Origin of the sequence: Paenibacillus koleovorans NBRC 103111 (assembly GCF_004000845.1) — a bacterium.
In the GTDB taxonomy this organism is placed as follows: domain Bacteria; phylum Bacillota; class Bacilli; order Paenibacillales; family NBRC-103111; genus Paenibacillus_AA; species Paenibacillus_AA koleovorans.
In genome coordinates, this window is sequence record NZ_BIMA01000004.1 from 30,879 (window position 1) to 54,045 (window position 23,167).

At 54.5% G+C, this 23,167-nt stretch carries 11 protein-coding genes; 2 read left to right on the forward strand and 9 right to left on the reverse strand.

All coding sequences use genetic code 11. The features are described from left to right. Nucleotides 1-259 precede the first annotated feature (259 nt). The 3 genes from PKO02S_RS02365 to PKO02S_RS02375 form a co-directional block, all read right to left on the reverse strand. Nucleotides 260-421 carry a GapA-binding peptide SR1P gene (locus PKO02S_RS02365; protein WP_164821252.1) on the reverse strand — a complete coding sequence of 54 codons (162 nt, stop codon included), beginning with the start codon at nt 419-421 and terminating at the stop codon, nt 260-262. Nucleotides 422-771: 350 nt separating this feature from the next. Beyond that, nucleotides 772-5,982 carry an Ig-like domain-containing protein gene (locus tag PKO02S_RS02370; protein ID WP_164821253.1) on the reverse strand — a complete coding sequence of 1,737 codons (5,211 nt, stop codon included), beginning with the start codon at nt 5,980-5,982 and terminating at the stop codon, nt 772-774. 310 nt (nt 5,983-6,292) lie between these two features. Beyond that, nucleotides 6,293-7,504 carry a GNAT family N-acetyltransferase gene (locus tag PKO02S_RS02375; RefSeq protein WP_164821254.1) on the reverse strand — a complete coding sequence of 404 codons (1,212 nt, stop codon included), beginning with the start codon at nt 7,502-7,504 and terminating at the stop codon, nt 6,293-6,295. A gap of 201 nt (nt 7,505-7,705) precedes the next feature. On the opposite strand from PKO02S_RS02375, the gene PKO02S_RS02380 reads away from it, so the two are divergent. Continuing rightward, nucleotides 7,706-8,557, forward strand: a complete 852-nt coding sequence (locus PKO02S_RS02380) for a helix-turn-helix transcriptional regulator (RefSeq protein WP_246066803.1) — start codon at nt 7,706-7,708, stop codon at nt 8,555-8,557. A 51-nt stretch (nt 8,558-8,608) separates the two neighbouring features. On the opposite strand, the gene PKO02S_RS02385 is transcribed toward PKO02S_RS02380, so the two are convergent. After that, entirely contained in the window at nt 8,609-15,109 is a 6,501-nt protein-coding gene (locus PKO02S_RS02385; protein ID WP_127579489.1) for an Ig-like domain-containing protein, read from the reverse strand. Between the two features lie 302 nt (nt 15,110-15,411). Here PKO02S_RS02385 and PKO02S_RS02390 point away from each other — a divergent pair, with 302 nt between their 5' ends. Beyond that, nucleotides 15,412-16,257: a helix-turn-helix transcriptional regulator gene (locus PKO02S_RS02390; protein WP_127579490.1), complete on the forward strand. Its 846-nt coding sequence runs from the start codon at nt 15,412-15,414 to the stop codon at nt 16,255-16,257. Between the two features lie 128 nt (nt 16,258-16,385). Here PKO02S_RS02390 and PKO02S_RS02395 read toward each other — a convergent pair whose 3' ends face one another. The 5 genes from PKO02S_RS02395 to PKO02S_RS02415 all read right to left on the reverse strand — a co-directional run bounded on the left by PKO02S_RS02395 (nt 16,386) and on the right by PKO02S_RS02415 (nt 23,000). After that, nucleotides 16,386-17,984: an extracellular solute-binding protein gene (locus PKO02S_RS02395; protein ID WP_127579491.1), complete on the reverse strand. Its 1,599-nt coding sequence runs from the start codon at nt 17,982-17,984 to the stop codon at nt 16,386-16,388. Nucleotides 17,985-18,061: 77 nt separating this feature from the next. Further along, on the reverse strand, nt 18,062-18,934 hold the full coding sequence (locus PKO02S_RS02400; protein WP_127579492.1) for a carbohydrate ABC transporter permease: 873 nt from the start codon (nt 18,932-18,934) through the stop codon (nt 18,062-18,064). A gap of 36 nt (nt 18,935-18,970) precedes the next feature. Next, the gene (locus PKO02S_RS02405) at nt 18,971-19,936 is read right to left on the reverse strand and encodes an ABC transporter permease (protein WP_127579493.1); all 966 of its coding nucleotides are present in this window, start codon (nt 19,934-19,936) and stop codon (nt 18,971-18,973) included. A gap of 209 nt (nt 19,937-20,145) precedes the next feature. Continuing rightward, nucleotides 20,146-20,796 (reverse strand): response regulator transcription factor, encoded by a 651-nt coding sequence (locus tag PKO02S_RS02410; RefSeq protein WP_127579494.1) that lies wholly within the window; start codon nt 20,794-20,796, stop codon nt 20,146-20,148. Next, nucleotides 20,793-23,000, reverse strand: a complete 2,208-nt coding sequence (locus PKO02S_RS02415; protein WP_164821256.1) for a sensor histidine kinase — start codon at nt 22,998-23,000, stop codon at nt 20,793-20,795. The genes PKO02S_RS02410 and PKO02S_RS02415 overlap by 4 nt, the downstream gene beginning before the upstream one ends. Nucleotides 23,001-23,167 lie beyond the last annotated feature (167 nt).

Consider the following 23,167-nt stretch of genomic DNA (forward strand, 5'->3'; position numbering starts at 1 on the left):
AGCCGACTCCGTCCACACCTAGCCCGGCCCAGTCCGCCACACCACCACACAACACCACAACAAGAAGGCCATCCGCGAAGATCATCCAGTTCCGTGGCCTTTCGTTTGTGCAGGGGAGGGCAGCGGCCGGGAAACTACACTCTCCAACCGACTTATCCGCCCAGCGTTGCCTCTTTGGTTCCTTATAACGACGACAAAACCGCCCGGCATCGCCGAACGGTCCAAATGGGATATATAAATGAAGGAAGGCCAGTGTCTCCTAATCGCAGTCGGCGCACATTTCGTTGCGGTCGGCGCAGCTCGTATCCTGACAGACGGAGTAGTAGGTGACGACGTTCTCGGAATCCACCGTATCGATGATGGCCGAGCAGTGTTTGCACAAAATGACACCCAAATTCAATTTGACAGCCGTATTTTCCATTCTCCGTTCCACCTTTGCGCGTATTAATGGTCCTGCAGATATAGTATACACCATTCATTATATAGTATGGAATATAAATATTTTTATTACGTCACAATTAGGCGATAAATGTATTATTCCCTCCTTTCTTATGACCTGATCAGCGATTGAAAACGGATACGATACAGCTTATGCAGCTACAGAACCGTAACATGACGACGGATGTGAGAGTTTTCTGATTCAGACGCAGGGGATGGCGCGGGAGTAATACGCCCTATCCTTATTTTTTACGCCAGTAAAATGCCATCAAAAACAAACAACGGATGAGCCCGGCTCATCCGTTGTTTGTTTTTGCTTTTGTTAACTTGGCTTTATTGATACGTAATGCTCAATTCCGGGCGATAGCTCGTCGTAGCATGCTCGGACGTGTAGAAGCGAATGATCTTGCCCGGCACCGCGGAGTACAGCAGCACCCCGTGGTTGTTCGAAGGATTGTCGAGCCAATCCTGCACCGTCGCCGTATCGAGCGTGATGTTCTTCACGATCGCCGTCCCCGTCGTCGTGAACGGTACTGTAAACGACAGCCCGCTCTTGATGTCGGTACCGACGCCGCGAGCTCCCGCTGTGTTCCAAGGCGTACTCGTAGCTTTGTTAACCCAAGTGGCCGAGGTAGCCCCCCAAGTCGTGTTCAAGTAGTACCCGGTTAAATCCATAGTGTTGTAATTGATGAACGTCAGCTTTAGTGAGGCCGACGTCACCGTCTTACCGGCCGGAATCGAGATGTTGTCGAACCGGAGCAAGCTCTGGATCTCGTAAGCACCACTCGTCAGATCCAGTTTATTGTAGACATAACTTTCCGTTCCCGTATACGAGGAACCGCTTCCCGTACGAATCTGGATATCCTTTGTCCCCGTGTAGCTGCTGACGCCTTCCTGGAACGTCACGGTCACCGGTGCCGGCGCTGCGACGGTCACGTTGACGCCGGAAGACGTCGTCGTGTTGCCGGCCGCATCGCGCGCTACCGCCGTGACGGTGTAGGAGCCCGGCGTCAAAGCGCTCGTATCATACGACACGTCGTAAGGAGCGACGGTATCTTCCGCACCGGCCGCATTTCCGTTGAAGTAGAACTGTACGCCCACCACACCGACATTGTCGGAGGCATTGGCAGTCAAGTTCGTCACACCGGTCAGCGTAGCGCCGCCTGTTGGCGATGTGACCGAAACCGTCGGGGCGGTCGTGTCCGAAGGCGAATAAGTGATGCTGAGCTTCGGTCGGTAAGCCTCCGTCGTATTCTCCGAGCCGTTGAGCTTGACGGTTGTAGCTTGAGTCATAGAGTTAATTTTAACCCCGTGATTCGAGGAAGGATCCGTCAACCAGCTCTGCACGACATCCGGATCAAGGGTAATCGTCTTATTCTGCCAGCCGGTCGTAAGGGTTGTCGTAAACGATTTGCCGGTGATGAAATCCGTACCGTCGCCGGCCGCCCCCGGCGTATTCCACGAGTCCGTAACATCGCGTTTATTCCAAGTAAGCTGCGAGGAGTCATAGTTCCAATAAGTGTTCAAGTAGCGCCCTTCGATATTCGTCGGATTCACGTTGGAGCTCATGCGAACCGTCAAAGTGGCGGAGTCCACCTTCGTATTCAGCGGAATCGTGATACCGTCGAAACGAATGATCGAGAACATATTATAAGGCGACGCCTGCTGCGTTTGGTTGTAAATATTGATATCGGCCCCCGTCTTGGCTGCAACCGTATTGCCAGAGCCTTGGCTGGTAATCCCGACATCCTTCGTGAGCGTATAGTTGTCGACTCCGTACTGATACGTAATTGTACCTGAGCCGCCGCTGTTGTTGCTGATCGTGACGCCTACGCCGGAGGAAGTCGTCGCGTTGGCCGCATAGTCGACGGCCGTTGCGGTGAACGTATGGCTGCCGTCCAGCACGCCCATCGTGTTGTAGGACATTGTGTACGGAGCCGAAGTGATCGGAGCTCCGATCGGATTGCCGTCCAGCTTGAACTGCACGCTGCCTACGCCGTAGTTGTCGGAAGCGGTAGCGGTCAAGGTAATGTAGCCGCTGTTCGTCGAGCTTGCGGTCGGCGAAGTGACGGATACGGTAGGCGCTGTGCTGTCCGGGCTGAATATGATGTTGACCGCAGGCGTCGTATACGTATTGTTCGACGTGTCGCGGACTACCGCCGTCAGCGCATGCGCGCCGGCCGACAGCATGCCGGACGTGACAGTAAGGTTGAACGGTATGCTCGTATCCTCAGCCGCCAGCGGGCTTCCGTCGGCATAGAATCTTACGCCCGCTACGCCGACATTGTCGCTGGCAACAGCCGCCAGCTGGAACGACGTCGTATAGATCGTGCCTGCAGCAGGCTGACTGATGACGCCTTGCGGCGGAGTTCCGTCCGTCACGTTGACAGTCACGCCTGTGGAGGTCGTCGTATTGCCCGAAGTGTCGCGGGCGACGGCCGTAATGGTGTGGTTGCCCGACGTGAGCGAGCTAGTGTTGAACGAAGTCGAGAACGGTGCGTTCAGCAACTCGGTCGTGGCCGGCTTGCCGTCCACGTGGAAGGTGACGCCGCCTACGCGCACGTCGTCCGCAGCGTTCGCAGACAAGGTAATCGAGCCGCTAACGGTGCCTGGGCTTGGCGAGGTCATCGAAACCGTCGGCGCAGTCGAATCCGACGAGCCGCCGCCCGTCACCGTAACGGAGACCGGTGCCGAATAGGATGTATTGCCTGCGGCATCCACCGCTTTCGCCGTTATCGTATGCGTGCCGTTCGACAAAGTAGCCGCGTTGAACGTCGTCGTGTAAGGCGAAGCCGTCAGCGTATTGCCGACCTGGATGCCGTCGATGAACAGCTGCACGCTGCTGACGCCTGTCGCATCGGTGGCGGATGCGGTAATCGTCGTGGAGCCCGAAATCGTGCTCGAGGCGGACGGTGCCGAGATCGAGACCGTCGGAGCGGTAACGTCGCCGGTGCCGCCTGTTACGTTGCCGACGAGCAAGCCGCCGATATCGCCCATTACGTTCAGCGTATCGAGGCTCGATACGACCGGCGTGCTGCGGAAGGCGATGTTCGTCGCAATCGTCAATTCCGAGCTGCTAGGCGGAGTTACATATGCGCTATACGTCTTAGCCGCCGTATCGACGACGATGCGCAGACGATACACTTGATTCGCCGAATACGTAATCGGCGTTCCCGGACCGACATAGGTAATGTTGTCGCGCGCTTCGATCTTGCCTGCCGTTCCGAAGCGTACGACGGCCGGCATCGACCAAGAGCCGCCGGCCGAGCCGAGGGAAAAGCTCACGCCGCCGTCGACCGTCGCAGCGAGCGGCATGGCATCGAGCTCTACGGTAAACGTGCCGGTTTGCGTGCCCAGCGGATAAGACTTAAATTGACCGGCATAGATCGCCGCCTTCCAGTTAGCAAGTCCCGTCGTGTCGAGCACCCGCACGTTGCGGATCGTCTCGCTGGACTTGCCGTTGCTGTCCGTCGCCTTCACCTTGATCGCATAGCTGCCTGCCGCTACGGATGACCAAGTGTAGTTGTAAGGAGGCGATGTTTTCTCTCCGAGCTTGGTAACGCCGTTGAAAAACTCCACTTTCGTAATCGATCCCGAGTTCGCGGTCACAAGCGGATCGATGCCGATCGTAGCCGATTCGGAGAAAATCTGGCCTTCCACAGGAGCGGACATCGTAATGTCCGGCGGCAGCTGCAGGCTGACCCCGATCTGGTTCGCAAGCCAGGACAAGCTGACAGAAGGTTTGTGCTCCCACGACCATTTGCGCCACGGGTTCACGCGGAAAGCCGCTTTGCCGCTTGCCGGACCTGCCGGACGCGTCCAGTAGTTGACGCCGATATCATAGCCGAGGTAGAGGTCCATAGCCAGATCCGTAATCGTAGAATCGGGCGAACCGCCAAGCAGCTGGTTGAAATATTCGGACCAGAGCAGCCCGGTCGCAATCGAAATATTGTGATCGATCGTGCTGCCTCCATGCGGATTGCCCGCACTGCCGCGGCCGCCGCTCACCGCGTCGGTCGTTCCGTCGTACTTCATCATATAGTCGGCGTAAGCCAGCGTGCCTGCATATGAATCGTAGCTATGGTACGGATCATATTTGACTGCAGCTTTCAGAAAATTGCCGACACGCTTCACGAAGCTCGCAATGTCGCTGTCCTGCGTAATCGAGTAGGCGCGAATCATCGATTGCTGCAAGAGGATGGTCATCCATGACGAAGCGACAAAATCCGCGCTCACACCGTCCCCATGCTGCGAGCCCTTGTGATACAAACCGCCGTCGACGTAACCGGACGGTATCGCACCGCCGGCGCCATTCTGATGCCAGATGAAGTCACCTGTTTGCGAGACCACGTTGTCCTTGTACTTCGTTAGCCCCAATACTTCATAAGCGATAACGTTGGCTAGCAGGCGGAACGCCGTATGCCGTTCCGTCCATGTGCTCAGACCGGCCGACCAGCGGGTGTTCTCCGTATTTTGTTCTTGCGCGTTGACGATCCAGTCGATCGGATCTAGCATCCCGGCATTGCCGGTCAGCCAGTAGTCGTACGCGAGCGGCTCGTTGTAAGAGTACATAGAGTTGTTGCCGCCGCCTGCAGATGTAGAGGTCGCCTTCAGCTTGAACAAGCCGATCGCCTTGGTCGGCGTCGTCGTAGCGTCCCATAGCTTGCTCGCATAGAACTGCGTGCTGCGCGTCGCTTCGCGAAGCGCCTTGAACGAGCCGGAGCGGAAGTACAAATCGTACATCGTCGAGGAACGATCGTACAGCCAAGTTTCGGAGTTCGCACCGGCATCCTTGTACGGATTCGTTTCGGTCACGGCGATGTTGTCTTCATTGATAACGGTATAGAAAAAGTTTTTGAACGCATAATCGGCTTCGTCAAAATCCGGATAATGCTCGACCGCCTTCATGGAGGAAGGATCGTCGCGATTGACGCCTATATCGTCGTCCATCGGATTCATCCGCTGCGGATTGAGCGTGCCTTTCGACAGGACGTCCTTCGGAAGCACCGCGTACACATCCGGCTCATAAATATTGTCCGTCGCGACGAACGTGCCGCTGACGACTTGGTGCCATGCCGTCTTCGGATCGGTCAGTGTGGAGATGTTCTGGGTGCGGGTCGTCGTCCCCCATTCGATGGTGATGTTCTCGCTGTTAGGGAAAGCGGAGGTGAATGTGTATGGGATCTGAACGGTCGCTACGCGAACGGAGGTGCCGTCCAGCGCGGGGTTCGTAATATGTCTCCAAGGGGTTTGCATGGCGACATAAGCGGGAATTTCGACGCCTCCCTTCAGCACCCGGAATTTGGTCAGATCGGCCGGGGCGACGGATCCGCGGGTGAACGGAACGCCGAAGGTGACAAGCGTCGGAACGCCGGTATCGACATTCTCGGTAGGATGCAGCTTGACTGTCATCGTACCGGAGGTCTCGGCGGAAGCGTAGAACGGGAGAACCGTTGCGCTGGCAACGCCCGGGAAGACGGGCACGATCCCCGTAATGAGCAGGATCATCAGCAAGGTTTGCTTCCAAACGCGCTTCATCATCATTAACACTACTCCTTTCGATTGTGGGTGGTGAATGGCGGATGGTGGATGAGAACGGATTCTCGGATGCAGCTCCAACTCTAGGAACGAATCACCTCCCCGATTATCGAAGTAGGAACAGGAACATATTAGACCTGATGTACGGCATAAGCAAGCGCTTACAGAATAATAATAAAGCAAAATACGAGCATTAACCTTACAATCATTGCTCATTTAGTTGTGTAATCGACATTTTTTGCTGTTTTTATTTCCATTTCAAGGAAAGAGGCTTCATTCCACGAATGGAATGAAGCCTCTGTTCCCTTGTTATGCATTAGAACATATCCAAAATATAGGGCTGCTGCTTCGACAAAAGCCGATCGAGCATTTCCGCCGTTTTGCGATCTCCAGCCAGCAAACCAGAGTCGACGTAGGACCGGCTGTCACCGAACCCCATGAACAGGGAGGAGAACACATGAATCGGTCCCGCCAGCCATCCTGCTTGCCCACTTGCCGCTCCGCCGTCTGCCGAGCCCAATTCGACTTCCCGCAGCTCTAGCTTCGTGGCCGTAGCATGCCCGTCCGCCTCGATCGTCAGCTCGAAGCGGCCGTTGTTCCATGGCGCCTGCTGATCTTCCACCTGGAACCGCAACGTAATCTCCTCCCCGTCGCTCTCGAACGGATACTGCTCCAGAAACCCTTTCATATCGACTATCCGGGTCATGTAGCATGCATTCACTTCGGATCGGGCTGGCGGCGTATCGAACAAGGTAACGAGCAGATCCCCCGCCGGTGCGGTAAATGTCACTTGCTCCGTCATCGAATCGTGCATCGCGAGAAACCGGAGCAGTCTGGAACGGCTGAGCTCATCCAGGTAGATGAACTCTTTTACATCGAGCACAGTGCCTTCCACCGAATACATGACGTACCCTCTGGGCTGCCCCGACTCGTCGAAGTCGACGGCCAGCTGACCCAGCTTCCGCCGGAATACCTGATGCTCCCACCAGGCATCGTCGCGGCTCAGCATGCCGTTGTATTTGGCGGCGAACGCTTCGTACACGTCGCGGATTACAGCCAGATCCCGTCGCGACTTCCGCTCCACATACCCACCCGGAACCGGAATGGCGGTCGTACGGCTCACCGCATATTTGTAACGTTTGATTTCTCCAAAATATCCCCAGCCGTATTTGCGGTAAAACACGAAGGAGAACGGGTTGAGCACGGAAACGGTTTGCCCTTGCTCCCGCATCGCTTGCAGCGAATGGGTGATCAGCTTGCCGACCATCCCTTTGCGCCGATGCTCCGGCCATGTCGCTACGCTTGCAATGCCTCCCATATCCAGCTTTTTCCCGCCCAAATACATACGGAATGGCAAAATGACCAGCTTGGCCGCCAATATATCATTCTCATAGTAGCCCAAGACGTAATCCGTCTTCATCTGCTCGAGCCGTCTCATCCTCTCGGCAGCTGATAAATTCAACCGGAACGAAAACTCGGTCAGCTCGAGACTGGCCTCACAGTCCTGTTCTCTCAATCTGCGGATCATGGCCAAGCTCCTTTGTGCCAAACTGTTGCCAGGCATACGCCTCGCCGGATGCACCCAAAGAGTACACATCCTCAATTTAAGGATAAAGCAAATTTCGTACATATTCAGCACATCTCTTGCTTTTTTTTCTCATTTATCCACTTAAATTGCTGTTTCAGCTAATCGTATGCTAAAATGAAGCTGGAGGTGTTCCGCTTGTCCATGTCTATGAACGGTCAGAACCTGTTTGAGCTGGAAGATCACTTTATCATTCTGCGAACCCGAAAATTGGTGACGGATGTCCACTTGTCCCAGTACCACAGCCACGAAACGTACGAGATGTATTATTTGCTGGACGGCGTCCGGAGCTATTTCATCAGAGACCGCACCTATGTGCTGGAAAAAGGCGATATGGTGATGATCGACCGTCACGACATTCACAAGAACATCGACAAGGAAAACGAGGTGCGCGAAGGTATTCTGGTCGCGTTCAACCGCCAATTTCTCGAGCATGACTTGCTGCAGCCTATTCTGGACGAAATTCTGGAGACTTTTACGCGCACGAAGCTGTTCCGGTTCACCGCCGCGGAGCAAAGCTTTATCGAATCGCTGTTGCTGAAGATGGTGCGGGAGCACGGGAAAAAGGACTTCGGCTACTTGGTGTACTTGAAGGCGACTATGATGGAGCTGCTTGTCTGGCTGAAGCGCAAAAATGAAAGCGTCTCCCGCATCACGGTCCGGCACGCCAATTCGATTCACGAGAAAATATCCGATATCGTCAAACATATCAACCAAACATACATGGAAGAGCTGACACTCGCCGGCATCTCCCAGACGTTCTACATCAGTCCCTATCACTTGAGCCGGATGTTCAAGGAGGTGACGGGCTTCACGTTCATCGAGTACATCCACAGCGTGAGGACGCTCGAGTCGCAGAAGCTGCTGCGCGATACGAACCTCAATGTGACCGAGATCGCCCAGCAGGTGGGCTTCGACAGCTCGACGCATTTCGGCCGCGTGTTCAAGGAGCAGGTCGGCTGCTCGCCGCTCAAGTATAGGAAACAATATAAATAAAAAGACCCGCAGCTTCGAGTAGCTGTCGGGTCCTTTTTGTATCGCTAACGATTATTGCGGAACATAGTTGATCGTCAGCAACGGACGATCGCCTGCCGTTGCATAGTCGGAGCTGCGGATTTGGATGCTGCGCCCCGCTACCGGCGAGCTGAGCACGACGCCCCAGTTGGTAGACGGATTGTCGATCCAGCTCTGTACGACCGCCGGATCAAGCGTTACCGTCGTCGATGGAATGCCGGATTGGAAGTCCACTTCGAACAGCTTGCCGCTGATGTAGTCGGTTCCGCTGCCGGAAGCTCCCGGGGACGCCCAGTCGTCGATCGCGTTGCGCTTCGTCCAGTGGATCGTGCCGGACGATGTATCATTCCACGGTGTCTGCAGATAGCGACCTTCGATAATTCCGTACGAGCCGCCATGACGGGTCAAGGTCAAGGTAGCGGACTGCACGACCGTCCCGGATGGGATCGACACGCCGCTGAACTTCAACAAGCTGTTGTGATAAGAAGGCGTTGTCGTATTGTAGGCGTACATGACATTAGCGGTTCGATTCGGCGAGCTTGTGCTCGTAGACAAAATGTGGAAGTCGATGGCCCCGCTATAGCTGCTCACGCCTTGTTGGAACGTTGCCGTTCCGGCGCTGACATTCGCCGTCGTCACCGTCACTTTGACCGGGGAGGACTGCAGGTCGCTAGCTGTGCTTTCGGCTACTACATAGATGTCGTAAGTCGTGTTCGGCGTCAGCGTTGTTGCGGTTAATGTCGCTTCCGTGTTAGCCGTCAAGGAAGTGCTGCCGCGCAAGCTGGAGGCTACGGTGGAACCGGCTGCATTTTGTCCGGCTTTCACTTGCGCCGACGATGGAGCCGCAGCGCCGGATGGCAGCGTGACAAAGTAGGCCGTGCCGTTGATATCCGTCTTCACCTTCACAGGGGCGGTCGTCCCCGTCGCCGTTCCCGCATCCGGATAGCCGGACACCCATGCCGGAGCGGTTGGAATCGACACATAGTTGATCGTCAGCAACGGACGATCGGCAACCGTCGCATAGTCGGACGAGCGGATCTGAATGCTGCGTCCCGCCACCGACGAGCTCAGGACGATCCCCAGGTTGGTGGACGGATTGCTGATCCAGCTTTGTACTACTTCCGGATCGAGCGCAACTACAGCCGGCGTTCCTGTCTGGAAGTCAGCCTCGAACACCTTGCCGCTGATCGTGTCGGTACCGCTTCCTGTACCGCCCGGCGTGCCCCAGTTGTCGGAAGCGGTTCGCTGTGTCCAGTTGATCGTACCGGTCACGTCGTTCCATGCCGTCTGCAAGTAGCGGCCTTCGATGACTCCATACGAACCTCCATGACGGTTCAGCGTCAACGTGGCGGACTGGACCACCGTTCCTGCCGGGATCGACAGACTGCCGAACTTCAACAAACTGTTATGGTACGAAGGCGTAGTCGTGTTGTAAGCGTACATGACGTTGGCCGTTTTGTTCGGTGCGCCGGAGCTCCCCGATGTAATATGGAAGTCTATAGCGCCGGTGTAGCTGTCCGCGCCTTGCTGGAACGTTGCCGTTCCGGACGAGCCGCTGCTGTTGGCTACCGTGACGGTCACTGCCGACGAAGTCGTTTCACCATTCAGGTTGTCGATCGCTTTCGCGGCGAACGTATGCGTTCCGTTCGTAAGGGTCGTCGTGTCAAACGTCGTCGTGTATGGCGACACCGTATCCGGAGTCCCGAAGAGGACGCCGTCCGATAAGAACTGGACGGATGCGATCCCGTCGGCATCCGTTGCGGTCGCGGTCAGCGTAATCGTACCGCTAACCGTCGAGCTGTCGCTCGGTGAGGTCATCGTTACCGTCGGCGGCGTATTGCTTGTTGTCGTGACGGTTACTTTGGTCGGAGACGATTGCAAATCGCTGGTGCTGCTCTCTGCGACTGTGTAGATGTCGTACGTCGTTGCCGCGGTCAAGCCGGTTGCGGTCAGCGTCGATTCCACATTGGCTGTGAGCGCAGCGCTGCCGCGCAGGCTGGACGCTACTGTGGATCCCGCCGCATTTTGTCCCGCCTTCACCTGAGCGGATGAAGGCGCCGATGCGCCTGAAGCAAGGGCAACGAAGTAAGCCGTGCTGTTGGTGGTCGTCTCCACCTTCACCGGCGCTGTGCTCATGGTAGCTGTACCTGCAGCCGGATAGCCGGAAGCCCATGCCGGCGCCGAAGTAGCGCTGATCGGCTCGAAGTTGATCGTAAGCTTCGGACGCGAGGCAACCGTAGCGTGCTCGGAGGAGCGGATCGTCAAGTTCGTTGTAAGCGTCGGCGAGGAGAACAGGACGATCCCGTGATTGTCGGCCGGATTGTCCAGCCAGCTCTGCACGACGGCCGTATCCAACGTTTGGGTGACCGGCGTACCCGTCGTCGGGAACGTCATCGAGAATGATTTGCCGCTGATATAGTCGGTTCCGTCCCCTTCCGCACCCGGCGTATTCCAGAAGTCGAATACCGTCCGTTTGTTCCAGTTGATCAAGCCCGAAACGCCGTTCCACGGTGTTTGGAGATAGCGGCCATCGATGATGGGTCCGAGTCCGGCTCCCCCGTTATAGACCAAGCTCAAGGACGCGGAGCTCACCTTGGTGCCGGGAGGAATCACAATGTCGTCGAATCGGAGCAGCCCGTTGGTCGTATCGCGCAAATATACGGTTGTCAACGTGCGGTTCGGTTCATTGGCTGAACCGGATATGATATGGAAATCGCGAGTTCCGTCATAGTTGCCGACTCCGTCTTGATACGATACGGTTCCGGTGCCTCCGCTGCCATTGCTCGCCGATGCCGTAACCGTAGAAGAAGTCGTTGTGTTGTTAGCGAAATCTTTAGCGGTTGCCGTGAAGGAATGATTGCCGTCCGTCAAATGCATCGTGTTGTAGGTCAGTTCATAAGGAGCTGCCGTAAGCAGCGGGCCGACCGGGTTGCCGTCGATCTTGAACTGAACATTGGCAACCCCGTAATCGTCGGATGCCGATGCCGTCAATACGATAATGCCGCTGTTCGTCGAGCTGGCGGTCGGAGCCGTTACCGAGACGGTTGGCGCCGTCGTGTCCGGACTGAACGTAATGATGACCGGCGACGAAGTGGTCGTGTTGTTCGATGTATCGCGGGCTATCGCCGTCAGTTCATGCGAGCCGGCTGACAGCATCCCGGAAGTAACCGTAAGGCTGAACGGCACCGTCGTATCTTCCGCTGCGAGCGGATTGCCGTCCGCATAGAAGCGTACGCCTGCAATGCCTGCGTTGTCAGCCGCAACAGCCGACAACTGGAACGACGTCGAATAGATCGTGCCTGCGCTAGGTGTAGCAATGATCACTTGCGGCGGCGTGGAGTCCGTCACATTGACCTCTACGCTCGACGAGGTCGTCGTGTTACCGGATGTGTCGCGCGCGACCGCTGTAATCGTATGGCTGCCTGCCGTAAGCGATGAAGTGTCGTACGAGGCCGTGAACGGCGCATCCAGCACTTCCGCTTTGATTGGTCTGCCGTCGACCTTGAAAGTCACCCCGCCTACTCGGACATCGTCAGATGCGGTTGCTGCGATCGCAATGATTCCGCTGACCGTACCGGCACTCGGCGCTGTTATCGACACGCTGGGTCCTGTCGAATCGGCCGAACCGCCTCCGGTCACCGTAACCGATACCGGTGCCGATACGGTTACGTTGCCTGCCGTATCCGTCGCTTTGGCCGTAATTGCATGCGTACCGTTCGACAATGTAGAAGCGTTGAACGTCGTCGTGTATGGCGACGTCGTGAGCAGGCTGCCGGCACGAATGCCATCCACGTAGAATTGCACGTTTGCAATGCCCGAAGCGTCGCTCGCCGACGCGGTCAGCGTCGTCGATCCGGAGATCGTGCCGGACGCCGATGGAGCGGTCACCGACACTGTCGGCGGCGTAATATCGGCACTGCCGCCGGTTACATTGCCAATAAGCAATCCGCCGGATCCGCTGCTCATCACGTTGAGCGTATTGAGCGTAGAGACGACCGGTGTGCTGCGGAAATTAATGTCCGTCGCTATGGTAATTTCAGAGCCGCCTTCCGGGGTTACATACACGCTATATGTTTTCGCCGGCGTGTTGACCACGATGCGGAAGTGGTAGGTCGTGTTCGGCGAATACGGTGTAGCTCCTGTATACGTTATATCGTTTCGCGCTTCGATGGTGTTCGATGCGCCGAAGCGGACTACGGCCGGCATCGACCAGCTGCTTGCCGCGCCTTGGGATAGGCTGATTCCGGCATCGAGATTCGCCGCCAGCGGTTTGGCATCCAGCTCGATGGTGAAGGTGCCGGATTGGGTGCCGATAGGCAATGACTTGAAGACGCCGGAGCTGAGTACAGCTCTGTAATTGCTGAATCCGGTCGTATCCAGCACCGAGATGTTGCGGATCACTTCATTCGTCTTGCCGTTGCTGTCCGTTGCGACCACTTTGACCGCATAGTTGCCTGCCGCTACGGAAGACCATGTGTAGTTGTATGGCGGCGATGTTTTCTCGCCCAGCTTGGTTGAGCCGTTGAAGAACTCTACCTTCGTAATCGAGGCGGAGGTCGCTTTGACCAGAGCCTCAATACCGATTGTTGCAGGAGCGCTTAATACTTCACCCGCTGCAGGCGAAGCGACCTCCAATTCAGGCGGTAGCTTCACGCTCGCGCCGAGCTGGTCGGCCAGCCAGGAGAGGCTCACCGACGGCTTATACTCCCACGACCATTTGCGGAAACTGTTTGAAGTTCCTGCTGCGGTTACGCCATAGCGATATTCGGCTTTGCCGCCACTGCTTACTGTATTGCCTGGCCGTGTATAGAAGTTGACGCCGATATCATAGCCATAGTACAGATCCATCGCGATGTCCGTCATTGTGGCGTCCGGCGATCCGCCAAGCAGCTGATTGAAGTACTCCGCCCAGAGCATACCGGTTGCTACCGAGATGTTATGATCAATCGTACTGCCGCCGTGCGGGTTGCCCGCGCTGCCGCGGTTGCCGCTGATCGCATCCGGTGTGCCGTCGTATTTCATCAAATAGTCTGGGTAGGCAAGCGTCCCCGGATAAGAATCGTATATGTGGTAAGGGTCGTATTTGACCGTTGCCTTCAGGAAGTTGCCGACTCGCTTGATAAACCCGGCAATCTCATTGCTGGGCAGCACCGAGTAGGCGCGGATCATCGATTGCTGCACCAGTACGGTCATCCAGGACGAACCCAGGAAGTCCTCTCGAACTCCTTCGTCATCGGCATGCTGCTTGCCTTTATGGTACAAACCTCCGTCAACATATCCGCTAGGGAAAGCCCCGTCCGCCCCGTTCTGATGCCAAATGAAATCGTCGGTTTGCGAGACAACTTTGTCTTTGTACTTGGTCAAACCAAGCACTTCGTACGCAATGATGTTGGCCAGCAGGCGGAAGGACGTATGGCGCTCCGTCCAGTTCGTCAGGCTGATCGACCAGCGCGTAGGCACCGTATTCAGCTCATGGACGTTCACAATCCAATCGATTGGATCGAGCATGTCGTCATTGCCCGTCAACCAGTAATTGTAAGCCATACTCTCATTGTAAGAGTACATAGCATTGTTGCCGCCAGCAGAGTTCGAAGCTGTTGCCTTCAGCTTGAACATCCCGATCGTCGGGACGTTTGCCGTCGAGTCATCCCACAGCTGACTGGCGTAAAATTGCGTGCTGCGAGTCGCTTCCCTCAATGCCCGGAATGAACCGTTCATGAAGTATAAGTCATACATCGTGGCGGACCGATCGTACAGCCATGTTTCCGACTGAGGCCCCGCTGTCTTGTACGGGTTCGGCAGCGTCACGCCGATATTGTCTTCATTTATGACCGTATAGAAGAAGTTTTTGAACGAATAGTCGAATTCGTCAAAGTCCGGATAATGCTCGACGGCATCCATCGAAAACGGATCGTCTCGCGTAAGTCCGATCTCGTCCTTCGCCGGCGTCATTTGCTGCGGATTCAACACGCCGCCCGACAGCACAGCCTTTGGCAGCACGGCATAGACGTCAGGCTCGTAGATATTGTCTGCCGCGACGAATGTGCCGCTGACGACTTGATGCCAGGCCGACTTCGGATCGACCTTCGTCGAGACGTTCTGCGTGCGGGTTGTCGTCCCCCACTGCACCGTAATCTCTTCGTAGCTCGGGAACGTATTGGTGAACGTATACGAGATTTGAATGCGCGCTACCCGAACGGAAGTCCCGTCCAGCAGCGGATTCGAGATATGACGCCACGGTGTCTGCATTTCGACGAAAGCACCGATTTCCACGCCTCCCTTCAGCACGCGGATCTTGTTCAGATCGGCCGGTGCGACCGAACCGCGGGTGAACGGCACGCCGAACGTGACCACCGTCGATACGCCGGGGCTGACGTTCTCGGTCGGGTACAGCTTCACCGTCATCGAGCCCGATGTCTGAGCCGAAGCATAGAATGGCAAAACACTGGCGCTAGCTACACCGGGAAAAATAGGAATGATACTTGTAATCATTAAAATCAACAGAAGAGCTTGTTTCCAGGCGCGCCTCATCATCTTTAAGATCTCCCTTCACAATAACCAGATTGAATCATCACGAACTTTACTGCGAAATCCCGTCTTTGACCATCACCTCCAACATTTCAATAAGTGCGTACAAGGGCAATTAGCAGTAACCGCTTACATAATAAAGTTTATCTCATTCGCATGCTGGTTCACCTTACAGTGCTTGCTTCTTTTATGACGCATTCTACAATTTTTGCAACTATACATCACTTGACTTTCTACATTGTTCGACAAACAGGGCTATGTTAAAATGAGAGTACGAGCGCAAGCCAGGACAGAGAGGTGTGAGTTCGATGGATATTCTGCATCACTTTGAATTTCCATTTCCCGTCAACGATTTTTTGATCGAACGGGTCCAGAGAGACAGGCTCACTGATAACTACCCCGCTCATAATCATGACGAAACGTATGAAATGTATTACTTGCTGGACGGGTCCAGAAGGTATTGGATCAAGGATCAATTTTACAGGCTGGAGAAGGGCCAATTGATTCTGATCGACCGGACGGATGTCCACCAGCCGCTCGACGACTCGTACCGGGACGGCATCATTATTGCCTTCAATCGCAAGTTTCTGGACGGCCATATTGAATCGATTCCCGAGCTGCTCAATATTTTCACGGATATCAAGCTGCTGCGTCTTTCGGCAGCGGAGCGAAGCTTCATCGAGTCGCTCTTGACCAAGATGCTCCGTGAGTACAACAAACGTGAATTCGGTTATATGGACTACATGAGAATATCGCTGCTGGAGCTTCTGTTGTGGATGCAGCGGCATGTCCATCATGAGCGAAGCAATCGGGAGATACATAGAAACCCGTTGCACAGAAAAGTGGGCGACATCGCCAAATTCATAGCTGCCAGCTATTCGGATCCGTTGACCTTAACCATGCTCGCTGACATGTTCCATATCAGCCCGTTCCATCTTAGCCGGCTGTTCAAGCTTGTGACCGGATTTACATTTGTAAAATATTTGAACAATGTCCGCACATCGGAGTCGCAAAAATTGCTGCGAGATTCGGAATTCAGCATTACCGATATTTCACAGATCGTCGGGTTTGACAGCCCAACGCATTTCGGACGCGTATTCAAGGAGCTGACAGGCTGTACTCCAAGCCAGTACAGGTCCCAGCATCGGAAGTAACGCAGGGGAGAGCAGGACGTAGCGCCTGTTCTCTCCTGTTTTTGTGTAAACAATCGAGTGTGAACAAAAAGACTCCTCGATCCACCGCGTAGGTGAATCGAGGAGTCTGTCGATAGGCGTGGTTTACCTTATTGGAACTCGCCGACGATGTTGTTCTTCTTCATCTCGTCGTTGACTTCCTTGATCATTTGCGTACCGCCGTTCGCCAGGAATTCAGCGACAATCTTATCCCAATCGTCGAAGGAACGTTGGCCGTAGATCATCTTGGTTACTTCAGCGTCAAACGGAGAGACAAGCGCCCAGAACTTGGCCGTAAACGTCTCCGAGTAGACGCGGTTAACCGGGTTGAGGTAAATCTTCGTATCCTTATGCATTTGCTCCAGGGAGGCAAACGTACTCTTCTGCAACGGATCCGTTACCGTTGGAACGCGGGAAACATCATTGGCTTCGTCGTTCGGAGCCCACATTCTGTTCTCCATGTACTCGATCGGCACCAAGCCCTTGCCGTACTCTACGGTCAGGAGGTTGTTGTCGAACTTGTAGCCTGCATTAAGACCGCCATAGTTCCAATCGAACAGCTTGTTGCTCGGATTGCGCTGATCGACCGGGATAAAGGTACGGAAGTTCTCCAAAATGCTGAGAATGCGGCGTACTTTGGCTTTGTCGTCCTTCAGCTTGCCGTTCAGGACGTACATGCCGGACCAGCCTGGTTGACCCATATAGCCTTGGCTGCCGTCAGGAGCTTTGAATGGCGGGATGGCTACGAGCTTCGCTTCCGGTTGCAGTTCACGCAGCGACTTGAACGCAGACGGCCCTTGGTCATACGGTTGTTGCTGATAAATACCGCCCTTGCCGGCGTAGAAGCTGTTTCTCGCATTGGTCGCATTCGTAGTCGCCCAGTCCGGAGGAAGCGCTCCCGCCTTATGCAGATCCGCGAGGAACATTGCCACTTGTTTGTTGGCGTCGCTGATAATGTTTGGAATAACTTGGCCTTCTTTGTTCTTCTGGTACCAGGCATCCGGCTTCCAATAAGCGCCCATTCCGTAGTTCGGTGCAATACCGGTCTGGAGAATCATACCGTAAGTATCGTTCTTGCCGTTGCCGTCAGGGTCTTTCGTAGTGAAGGCAAGTGCGACCGCTTTCAGCTCTTCATAGTTGGTAGGCATCTTCAAGCCGAGCTTATCCAGCCAGTCCTGGCGGATGATCGGCGTATTGCCGTACTGAACCGGGAAGTAACGCGGGATTCCATAAATTTTGCCATCTACCTTAACGCCGTCCCAAACGTAGGAAGGCACCATCTTAAGCGAAGGGAACTCATTGATAAATTCGTCCAGAGGGAGGAAGGCTCCTTGCTTGGCCAAGGCTACGAAGTTCGTGCCTGACCACCCCATGAGATCCGGCATGTCGCCTGCCGCGATTGTAGTCGATACTTTTGCTCCGTACTCACCGCTAGGAACCAGAACTGGCTTGTAATCCACATTGAACTTCTCGTTGATCATCTTGACGCCTACGCCGTCGGCAGGAGGAATAACGCCCCCTTGCGATTGCATAAAGGTCACCGTGAATTTTTTGGTTAAATCATCCTTGGGTGCAGCCGATGCCGTCGGCGATGCGGATGGCGATGCCGTCGGGGATGAGCTGCTCTCGGTGCCTGCCGAATTGCTGCACGCGCTGACGACCAGCAAACTTCCCGCGATCGCAAGGCCGGTCCACTTTTTAATTTTCATGCAAGAACCCCTCCATAGTATTAGTCAATGGTACAACTGGATGAATCAAGATCCTTTAACTCAGACGGATGTAGCGGCTATCCTTTTACGGAACCCAGCATCACCCCTTTCGCAAAGTGTTTTTGCAGGAACGGGTAAACCAGGAGAATTGGAATCGTGGCCACCAGAATGGCAGCCATCCCGATCTGTTCTTCCGGCACATCATACATCAAACGCGCCGCATCTTCGTTGTTAAGCGTATTTAGCGTTTGACTCTGAATGACCATTTGCCTCAGCACGACCTGCACGGGCCACTTGGCCGGATCGTTCAGATAGAGCACCGCGCCGAAGTAGGCGTTCCAATGTCCCACTGCATAGAATAGCCCGAAGGCGGCCAAGGCCGGCTTGGACAAGGGCAAAGCGATCCGAGTGAAAACCTGCATCTCGTTCGCACCGTCCATCAGGGCAGATTCGTTCAATTCTTGTGGAATATTCTGAAAAAATTGACGAATGATAATTAAATTGAACGTGCTGATCGCGCCTGGAATGATCAAAGCCCAATAGCTATTTAGCAGCCCCGTCGCCTTGACGATCAAGTAAGTAGGAATCATCCCCGCGCTGAACACGATCGTGAACAGGACCATGAACAAGATCGCCTTTTGCCCGAACGCATTTCTCGTCAATCCGTATGCCATAGTGGTCGTAAACAATAGATTGACAAACGAACCTACAACCGTAATACCCACACTGACTCCAAGGGCGTGGACAAATTGCGAGGAGTTGAAGATCAGCCTGTAGGAATCCAGCACCCACTTATGCGGGATGAGGAAAAACTCGCGCGAAATGTATTCCGCGTTCGTGGAAAACGAAACCGCCGCTATATAGAGAAAAGGAACGGTAGTCGACAAGGCTAGCAAAAGAAGAATAAACATATTGACGGAATCAAACACTCGGTTGCCAATCTTATACATAATGCAAGTTCCTCTCCTTGTAACGATGCGTGCGGTTTAGAACAACCCTTCGCCACCCATGCGCTTCGCAAATTTATTGGCAGCTATGATGAGCACAAACCCTACTACCGACTTAAACATCCCTACAGCTGCGGCAAAGCTGAATTGAGCATCCTGGATCCCCTTGAAATAAACGTAAGTATCCAGTACGTTGCCCGCTTGTTTCGTAAACGCGTTCAAGTTCAGAAAGATTTGTTCGAAGCCGGAGTCCAGCACGTTCCCCAAGGCAAGAATCATGAGAATAACGATCGTGGGGCGCATGCCTGGGAGCGTAACATTCCAAATTTTGCGCCAACGCCCTGCACCGTCTACAATGGCCGCTTCATACAACTCAGGATTGATGCCTGCGATGGCCGCCAAATAGATGATCGTGCCCCAACCGCTTTCCTTCCAAATCGCTTCCGCAACAATCAGCGGCATGAACAGATCCGGCTTAATCAGGAATTGAATCGGAGCGATTCCGAACCAGTCGCCAAGCATGTTATTGAGAATGCCTTCCCCTTTCAGGAACAAGGTCACAAGGCTGACCACAATAACCCAAGAGAAAAAGTGCGGCAAATAGAGAACCGATTGCATCGTCCGCTTGAACGGCTCGAACTTGACTTCATTCAGCATGATTGCCAGCACGATCGGAACCGGAAAAGCCACAGCAAGCATCAGGAACGACAGGTAAAGCGTATTCAAGATGACCCTTACAACTTCTTTATCGCTGAACAGCTCTTTAAAGTGCTTCAACCCGACCCAGTCACTGCTTAAGAACCCCTTAAAGACCGAATAATCTTGAAATCCAATTACCAGACCACCCATAGGGATATACCTGTAAATAATGAAATACAACAACCCCGGGAGAACCAGCATATGAATGAATCGTTCTTTCCAAAGGCGAGCGAGTAAGCTTACTTTCTTCTTCCGGTATACTGGCGGCACTTGCTGCCCTGGAGCTTCTGCGGATTGTAAGGCCATGCGATTCTTCCTTCCCATCATGGATGTAACCCTTTTCATAGGTTCAAGCTTAGATTCATTATAATGCAATATAGGATGATATTCATTACAATAATTGCTTTCAATCGATGATTCTCAACATATCTTGCCGAATGCCCAATAAAAAACCGCCATTCTGACCAGCAGAAGGACGGTTCGCAGAGGGGAAAATCCACAAAAGCGCTGTACAGTTAGGGTTGGGACTTGCCGGTGTCCGGCGTGTAGTAGCGGCTCTTGATGAATTTCTCAATGGCCTCCGCCCGCGTCTCCACGCCGAGCTTGTCATAGATGCGCCGCTGGTAGTTGTCGATCGACCGCTTGCTCGTATGGATCCTCTCGGCGATCTGATCCAAGGTCGCTCCTCTGAGAATCAAAGTCATGATCGTAATTTCGTCCTCCGTCAGCTGCTGTTGATAGCCCGTGCCGGCGAGACTGAGCTTCTGCATCGAGGAGCGGGGAATGACGATGTGATCCTCGAGCACGCACCCGATCGTGCTCTTGATCGCCGCCCGGGTCGTCCCCTTCGAGATGATGGCGCTCACCTGCAGCTCGAGCAAATGGTTCACCATGTCGGAGACGTCGACCCCCGTGAAAATAATAACATGCGTATCCGGGAACTTCGCTTTCAATTGCCGGGTCACATCCGTCCCGACTAAATCCGGCAGCTGGTAATCGAGGAATACCATGTCGGGCTTGTGTTTGTCCGCCGCAGCCATGCAGCTCCTGCCATTGTGCACCACATCGACCACTTCAATATCGTCGATCTGCTCCAGAAGCTGTTTGGTCGCTTCCGCCATGAGGGGGTGATCGTCTACTACCAGAACGCGCAATCTTCGGCTCATGCTGTCTGCACCTCTCCCAGTGGAAATGTGGCTCTGAACTTGTACCCGTTGCCGCGGCTCGTCTCCAGCTCGTACTGGCCGTTCAGCGACAGGATGCGGCTCTTCATCTGCGCCATCCCGATACCGGAGCTGCCGATCTCCTGCGTGACCGTCTGATGCCCGGGCTCATACCCGATCCCGTCGTCCTCATAATCGAGAATGATCTGCGCATGGCTCCCCCTCAGAGAAAGGCGGATGCGGGAGGCATCCGAATGCTTCTTGGCATTGTTGATCAATTCTTGCGCGATGCGGAACAGATGCCGCTTCGTCTCCAGATCGGTGCGCTCAATAATCGCCGGCTGGACCGTATAGAACTCGATGTCGAACGGAGCGATCGCCTTCTCAAGCCGCACGAGCTTCTCCAACGTCGGCACGAGACCGATCTCCTTGAGCAAATAAGGGTGAAGCTCGAAGCAGCTTTGCCGCAGGTTCGAATGGATGACGTCGATGTAGTCGATCATGCTGCGAATTTGCTGCAGTTCCGAACCGGTGAACGGGAAGTGCTCGAGAATCGACTGAAGCCGGCCCTTCAGGAAAAACAAATCCTGCATCGTCGTATCGTGCAGGTCGGCGGCGATGCGCACCCGCTCCTTCTCCTGCAGCTCGAACATCAGCTTGCGGAACCAGACGAGGTCGACGGCCGTTTGCTCGCTCGGCATTTGCCCGGCCAGCTGCTCCAGCCGTTCCGTAAGCTTGCGCATCAGGTGAATGTTCTCGAGCGACACGGAGAGGTACGTGATGATCAAGTTCAGCCATTGCCGCTCCTCCAGCCCGAGCTTGGTGTTCGTCCTTTTGGGCGTCATGACGAGGTAGCTCGTGAACTCCTCATGCCGGGTGATCTCGAGGATCGTGAACGAATCGCTCTCGCTTTCTCCTTTCCGGACAAGCCTTCTGACTTCTTGCTCTTCGATTACTCCTTCATGGATAATCTCGAGCGAGTCCTTGTATTGGAAGACGATCGCCCCGCCGAACACTTGCAACGAGTGGACGATATCGACGAGGAACAGATCCTTCAGCTGCCGGAAGCTGGACACCGAGCCCAGGCTTCGCGCTATCGTCCGGAGCGCCTTCTGCAAATAATGTTTGCGCGGAAACATCGTCGGCTCCAGCTTCGTCGTGAAATATTCGAGCGAATACAAGATGCAGCTCAGCACCAGCAAAAAAAGCAGAAATTCAATCGCCAGCCGCGAAGGCGTCATATCGTTCGGGGCGAGAATTCGCGTAATGAGCGTCATCCCGGCGCTTGGCAACGCGGCGATCATCACAGTGAGCAGAATACGGCGGAAAACGAGCCCCAGGTCAAATAACTGACGAGTCACAATCAAATAGGCGAACGATAGCGGAGAAAACAAAAGGAACCAGCTGCTATACAACGGATCGAGAATCGGCGAAAAGTCCAGAAGCATCGGTATAAAAGAAAGAATCACCAGCGGTGCGAACGACAGCAGCAGAGAGACCCAAATCGTGCGGATGAGCATGGACGCGTAGGAGGTCTCCTTGCGGTGTCTCACATAGAGCCGGAATAGCATACCGAAGCAGTAGGCGAGCGAGATAACGAGCATAAGCAGAGCGAAAACCGAATCGATACGATGCACGAAACGGGCTAGATCGTCATCCATAAAGTAGGTGAACCGAGCCACGAACGAGATGGCGGTTACCCACGCAAGCAGGCGGATGAAGCGGAAGGAAAGCGTGAGATTCGCTTTTTCTTTCAGGAAGACGAACAGCAAATGCAGGAACAGGACGGGCAGCGCGACCAGCGCCGAGGAGACGAGATGTTTCCCCAGCGCGTCGCCTCGGATGGAAGCGACCAAGCTCATGAAGGTGATCCCGATCGTCAGGAACAAAAATACCAAGTACCGCGCCGAAACCGAGTGCCGCATACGCCGGAATAGGAGGGCGGCGAAGGCGAAGCACGCGATCCCTCCGCCTATGGCGAAGACGTCGTAGCGCATGGCGTTATGTACGCCGGCTGTGGACACTTCCATAAGCTCGTTCCCCCTCAGAAGCACCGTCGTATCCGCCTGGTCGGAGCCTTGCTCCAGATCCGTCACAATAATGCCGCCGGCCGGATGATGGACAAATATATGAAGGAACCACAGCTGAGACAATACTAGCGCGGCCAGCAACCCTTTCCAGCCAACCGCTCTGATCCAATTGTTCAAGCGTCCACCTCTTTGGTCTAGTAGCAGAAACCTTATGCTGCGCCAGAATGAAAGCGATCTCATTTATTGAAAATGATTCTCTATCGCCCTTTTATTCTATCAACAATAGGTTTCTTCAACAATAGGAGAGAGGTAGGCAATGATTGCATCAGCCCTCTCTCCATTGC